We start from the raw sequence: 5799 nt of genomic DNA, 5'->3' as shown, positions 1-5799 counted from the left end.
GCACTGACAGTCCGGACACAGTACACTCCGCTTGCGCAGACCGACTTCGATCTCCACTCTGTTGTCCAGTGCAACAACACGACGAACGACGAGGGAACGGGGAAGATCAAGGATCCGAAGGCGTGACACTGGGGAATATCCATGAAAGTGGGCGACTTTCAGGATTTTCCAGTTCCAGAACCACAGTACAAGATACCCATCACGAAAAGTGCGGAAGAACCGAGAACTGACCCGGGTTTTTCATCAGGAATTGACCCAGCCAGATGCTATTTCAGGCATAGTCGGGCGGGCGGTCAAGAAGAGGATTTATCCTTCCTGTTTTTTGACGCGGCGGTGCTGGCGCGGAACCTGTAGCTGTCATTTCCTGTCTCGAGGATATGACAGTGATGGGTCAGCCGATCGAGGAGCGCCGTCGTCATCTTCGGGTCACCAAAGACGTCTCCCCATTCACTGAAGCTCAGATTGGTTGTGATGATGACACTGGTGCGCTCATAGAGGCGGCTGAGCAGATGGAACAGCAGGGCGCCCCCAGACGCGCTGAAGGGGAGATAACCGAGTTCATCAAGGATCACGAGATCCAGGCAGAGCAGCCTGTCGGCAATCTGCCCGGCCCGATTGGCAGTCTTCTCCTGTTCAAGAGCATTGACCAGGTCGACCGTTGACCAGAAGCGCGCCTTCTTGCGGTGATGGGTAATCGCCTGGATGGCCAGGGCGGTCGCCAGGTGGGTTTTCCCGGTTCCCGGGCCGCCGATCAGCACGACATTTTCGGCACGCTCGATGAAGTCCCCGCCATGAAGCTGGCGGACCATGGGCTCGTTGACCTGGGTGTCGGCAAAGGAGAACCCAGACAGGTCCTTGTAGGCGGGGAACCGGGCTGTCTTTGTCTGGTAGGCGATGGAGCGCACTTCGCGTTCGGCCAGTTCCGCCTTCAGAAGCTGCGAGAGAATGGGGATGGCCGCCCCGAAGGCGGGCGCGCCCTGCTCAATGAGGTCAGCCGTGGCCTGGGCCATGCCATACATCCGCAGTCCACGGAGCATGACGACAAGTGAGGCGGCGGCAGGATCATGACGCATGGCGACTGTCCCCACGCAGGATGTCATAGCGCCCTGTATCGGCGCACGGTTCGTGTTCGAGCACCAGGGCCTGTGGAGCATCAAGCCGGAGAACCACGGTTCTTTTGGCATCAATCAGGCGATGCAGCGTATTGAGAACATGGGTCTTGGTCGCCACGCCATCTTCAAGAGCCAGTTCAACCGCGCAGAGGACGGCCTGCTCATCATGCTGCAGCACCAGGGCCAGGATTTCAGCCATTTCCCGGTCGCCTCCAGGCCGCCTGAGCAGTTGATCCTGCAGGGTCCGGAAGGCGGCTGGCAATTCGGTAAACGGTGCGCCATTGCGCAGGGCGCCCGGTTTGCGCTGGATGACCGCCAGATAATGCCGCCAGTCATAAACCGTGCGGCCTGGCACACCATGCGAACGCGTGATGATCCGGTCATGCACGCACAGAACCTGCCCTTCGGCGATAATGCGCAGCTTGTCAGGATAAACCCGCAGGCTGACCGGACGATTGGCAAAGGAGGCCGGCACGCTGTAGCGGTTGCCTTCGAACTGGATCAGGCAGGTTGGTGAGACGCGCTTGGTCTGTTCGACAAACCCGTCAAAGGGACGCCCCGGCACCATGAGGTGGGGACGTTCGCTTGCATGGACCTCGGAGACGCTACACGGCAATCCAGCATGCCGCAGCCGTTCCCAACGGTCCAGGCAGCGGGCTTCCAGCCAGGCATTCAGCGCCCCCAGATCGGGAAAGGCGGGCAAATCCTGCCAGATCTGGCGCCGGGCATCCTGCACGGTCTTCTCGATCTGCCCTTTCTCCCATCCGGCTGCCGGATTGCAGAAGGTCGGCTCGAACAGGTAATGGCTGGCCAGGGCCATGAAGCGCAGGTTGACCTGACGCGCCTTGCCCGACCCAATCCGGTCCACGGCCGTCTTCATGTTATCAAAAATACCCCGCCGTGGCACGCCACCGAGCACGCGGAAGGCCTCGGTAAGCGCATCAAAAAGCATCTCGTGGGTCTGTAGGGGATAGGCCCTGAGTATGAAGGCCCGGCTGAAGGACAGTTTGGTGTGGGCAACCTGCAGCTTGACGCGACGGTCGGCAATCACCGCCCAGTCCTCGCCCCAGTCAAACTGGAAGGCTTCCCCGGGCTGGAAGCACAGGGGCACGAAAACACCCCGGCCCGTTGTCTGGCGTGCCTGGTGCTGTTCGTGTTTCCACTGCCGGATGAAAGCAGCCACCCGTCCGTAGGATCCATCATAACCCAGTGCCACAAGGTCTTCATACAACCGTCGCGCCGTGCGCCGGTTCTTGCGGGATCGGGCGGCTTCCAGAACCAGCCATCCCCTCAATTTGTCAGCAAACGGGTCCAGTCGGCTGGGACGTTCGGGAACCTGGAACCGCGGTTCAATGCTCTCTGCCCGGAGATATTTCCGGATCGTATTGCGTGACAGTCCCGTCCGGCGTTCGATCTCGCGGATCGGAAGATGATCCCGGCGATGCCACCGGCGGATCACACTCAGAAGCTCCATGTCAATCACTCCAAAAACCCCCCAGCAAATGATGCCGGGGAGTGTGAAGGCATGGGTCAAATCTCGATGAAAATTTCCGCCCTATCCGGGTCAGTTCTCAGTGAAAATCAACAGCATCGCTTTCCGATCCTTGACCGAACATATGGATACGGCAACCGCGCAAGGCGAGTTGCTGTTCTCGATGTTCGGCGCACTCGCCCAATACGAACGCGCCTTGACGCGCGAACGGGTCATGGCGGGGCTGACAGCCGCCAGGCGCCGGGGTCGGCGCGGCGGTAGGCCGCCCGCGATCGACGCGGAGAAGATCGCGGCGATTACCGTCGCCCTCGAAGGCGGCGCCAGCAAAGCGGCTATATGCCGCAACTTCGGTGTACCGCGCTCGACGCTGATCGACACGCTGGCGCGGATTGGCTGGACGCCTCCCGGCAGAACCTGACAGATGCCGCGCCGTTCCGTTCTGACCGAGGCGCAGCGCCTGTTGCTGCTTGCCCTGCCCGAAAACGAGGCCGACCTGGTGCGCTACTGGACGCTCACTCCCGATGACCTGCGTGTCATTGTCAGTCGGAGAAGGGCGCACAATCGGTTGGGCTTTGCTATCCAGCTTTGCGCGCTGCGCTACCCGGGGCGGCTGCTCCGGCCGGGGGAGCTGATCCCTCAGATCCCGCTCGCCTTCATAGGGGATCAACTCGGGATCGAGCCGGACACGCTCGCCGACTATGCCGTGCGTGGGCCGACCCGCTACGAACAGCTCGATACGCTGCGTGGAACATTCGGATTCCAGCAGTTCTGTCGGCCGCTCCAGATCGAGCTTCAGGCCTGGCTTCTGCCTGCGGCCCTGACGTCCAGCAGCGGAATCGTTCTCGCACGGATGCTGCTGGGCGAATTTCGCCGGCGATGCATCGTCGTGCCTGGTATCACCCAGATCGAACGCATGGTGGGCAAGGCGCTGCTCGATGCCGAGCGGTATGTCTGCGAGCTGCTGACGCGGCATCTCACCGCCGACCAGCGCGATCGGCTCGACGCCCTCCTCCAGCCGCATAGCGGCAGCCATATCAGCAGCCTCACCTGGGTGCGTCAGCCTCCTGGCCAGCCCGGGAGGCGTGCCTTCGCCGCGATCCTCGACCGGTTGTCGCTCCTGCGTGCGATCGACCTGGATTCCGGCCTCGTGGACACCATTCACCCGGAGCGGCTTCGCCGATTGTGCCAAGAAGGCGCGCGCCTCACGGCGCAACATCTTACCTCGTTGAACCCGGCACGGCGGCGCGCGGTGCTGGTCGCCACAGTCATCGAGACGCAGATGACGCTGACAGACGACGCGGTGCTCATGTTCGAGCGTCTGTTCGGTCAGTTGTTCCGCCGGGCGGAACGGCGCGAGGAAGCCGCATTGAAACGCGACCGTCGGACCATCAACGCCAAAATCCGCCTTCTGGCCGAGATCGGCGATGCGGTGTTGAGCGCCCGCGCTGACGACGCCGATCCATACGCGGCGATCGAGGGCGTCATCGGCTGGGACGTGCTGACACGGGAAGTCGCGGAAGCCCGTCGTCTCGTTCGTCCTGATCCGCTCGATCCCGTGGCGCTCTCCCGAGAGAACGCACCGATCCTGCGCCAGATCGGTCCTGCGTTCGTCGCTGCCTTCACTTTCGGGGCTGTTCCCGCCTGCGCACCTCTTGCCCAAGCTGTCGAGACCCTGCGCGGACTCGCCGACGGCCGGCACAGGCTTCCGGCCGACGTGCCGCTCGGCTTTGTCCGGACGAGCTGGCGGAAGCGGATCGACCGTGCTGATCTCGACCGCCGCATCTTCGCGTTCTGTGTCCTGGCGGAACTGCGCGACCGGCTGCGCGCGGGGGATATGTGGGTCGAGGGAAGCCGACGCTATCGCGCCGTCGAGCACCAGCTTATTCCAAAGCCGATTTTTTCCGCGATGCGCGAGGCCGGCCCCCTGCCAATCGCCGTCGCTGATACCGCAGCGGCCTGGCTGGCGGAACGCAAGGCGCTGCTCACGCGTCGGATCGCCGAGATAGAGGCGAAAGCGTCCACCGATACGCTCGAAGACGTGCGGATCGCCGAGGGGCGGCTGCGCATCTCGCCTTTGCGCGCGATCACTCCAGACGAGGCAGAGGACGCCCTGGCGCCCCTCTACGCACGCCTGCCGGCCATCCGGATCACCGATCTGCTGGCCGACGTGGATCGCTGGACGGGACTTGCCGGCTGCTTCACGCATTTGACTACCGGCCGGGCACACGACGATCCCCGCGCGATCCTTACCGCCGTTCTTGCCGATGCGACCAATCTCGGCCACGCCCGCATGGCCGAGGCCTGTGGGTTGGTAACTCGGCGTCAGCTCGGCTGGCTCTCGGCCTGGCACCTGCGCGAGGATAGCTACGGAGCGGCGCTGGCGAGGCTGATCGAGGCGCAGCATCGGCTGCCCCTTGCCGCGTTGTTCGGCGACGGCACCGCGTCCAGCTCGGACGGGCAGCACTTCCCGCTCGATCGGCGTGCACAGGCAACCGGCGCCGTCAATCCGCACAAGGGCAGCGAACCCGCCATCTCCTTCTACACCCATGTCTCCGATCGCTACGCGCCGTTCCATTCCACAGTCATCTCCGCCGGTGCCAGCGAGGCCGCGCATGTACTCGACGGCCTGCTCCATCATGGCGCCGACCTTGCGATCGAGCGTCACCATACCGATGGCGGGGGCGTTTCGGATCATGTGTTCGCCCTATGCCATCTCCTCGGTTTCCGTTTCGCCCCGCGCATCCCCAACATCGGTAACAGACGCCTGCATCTGTTCGGCGACATGAAGCCTGGGTCGACTGTCGCCCCATTGATGGCCCAGCCGATCGACGAACGCCTGATCTCCGAGCACTGGGACGACGTGATCCGGCTCGCCACCTCAATCCGTACCGGCGTCACCAGCGCGTCGCTGATGCTGGAACGGCTCGGTTCTTATCCTCGCGCGAACGGTCTCGCCCTTGCCCTGCGAGAGATGGGCCGCGTTGAGCGTACGCTGTTCACGCTCGACTGGATCGAGCTCCCCGAAGAACGCCGCCGCGCCACCCGCGAGTTGAACAAGGGAGAGGCCCAGAACGCCCTCAACGCGGATTTCTTCTGTGGTTGCCGTCCGTTATGCAAGAGTTTTCTGACCCATATTGACGTGTGATCGTGTGCGGTCTTCTGTAAGGCCTGTTGATGTGGCCTTTCAGAAGCCAC

General features: G+C 63.0%; 3 protein-coding genes and 1 pseudogene. 2 read left to right on the top strand and 2 right to left on the bottom strand.

Annotation, left to right across the window (positions count from 1 at the left end; genetic code table 11):
• Nucleotides 1–293 precede the first annotated feature (293 nt).
• Complete coding sequence (istB, locus tag GOB81_RS17055) at nt 294–1073, bottom strand: IS21-like element helper ATPase IstB (protein WP_173571429.1); 780 nt, start codon at nt 1071–1073, stop codon at nt 294–296.
• A complete protein-coding gene (istA, locus tag GOB81_RS17050; RefSeq protein WP_035366403.1) occupies nt 1063–2586 on the bottom strand; it encodes an IS21 family transposase in 1524 nt (507 codons plus the stop codon). The genes istB and istA overlap by 11 nt, the downstream gene beginning before the upstream one ends.
• Before the next feature lie 100 nt (nt 2587–2686).
• On the opposite strand from istA, the gene GOB81_RS17045 reads away from it, so the two are divergent.
• Nucleotides 2687–3022 carry a recombinase family protein gene (locus GOB81_RS17045; RefSeq protein ID WP_456304170.1) on the top strand — a complete coding sequence of 112 codons (336 nt, stop codon included), beginning with the start codon at nt 2687–2689 and terminating at the stop codon, nt 3020–3022.
• Nucleotides 3023–3025: 3 nt separating this feature from the next.
• Nucleotides 3026–5698: pseudogene (locus GOB81_RS17040) on the top strand (Tn3 family transposase); the annotation flags it as partial.
• Between the last annotated feature and the right edge of the window lie 101 nt (nt 5699–5799).

Source organism: Acetobacter conturbans, assembly GCF_011516755.1.
Lineage (GTDB): Bacteria > Pseudomonadota > Alphaproteobacteria > Acetobacterales > Acetobacteraceae > Acetobacter > Acetobacter conturbans.
This window is presented reverse-complemented; position numbering and strand designations above follow the sequence as displayed.